Here is a 228-nt window from a genome sequence, read left to right as displayed (position 1 = left end):
ACTGTGCCGCAGCCAGGCTGCGACATTCGGCATCGGTTCCAGCATTTCCGGCCGGCACAGCCCTTTCATCGCCCCGCAATCGGAGTGACCACAAACGACAATGTCGCTGACACCTAACGCGAGGATAGCGTATTCGATAGCCGACGAGACGCCACCATTGAGGGTCGAAAAGGGCGGAACAATATTGCCTGCATTGCGGCAAACGAAGAGATCGCCGGGACCGGATTG

At 58.3% G+C, this 228-nt stretch carries 1 protein-coding gene; it reads right to left on the bottom strand.

The genetic code is table 11. The features are described from left to right. On the bottom strand, positions 1-228 hold a 228-nt coding region (locus AF337_RS41100), incomplete at both ends, for a carbonic anhydrase (protein WP_280138879.1).

Source organism: Rhizobium ecuadorense (assembly GCF_001187535.1).
Taxonomy (GTDB): Bacteria; Pseudomonadota; Alphaproteobacteria; order Rhizobiales; family Rhizobiaceae; genus Rhizobium; species Rhizobium ecuadorense.
Note: the sequence above shows the minus strand (reverse complement) of the source record. Positions and strands in the feature narration are given on the sequence as shown.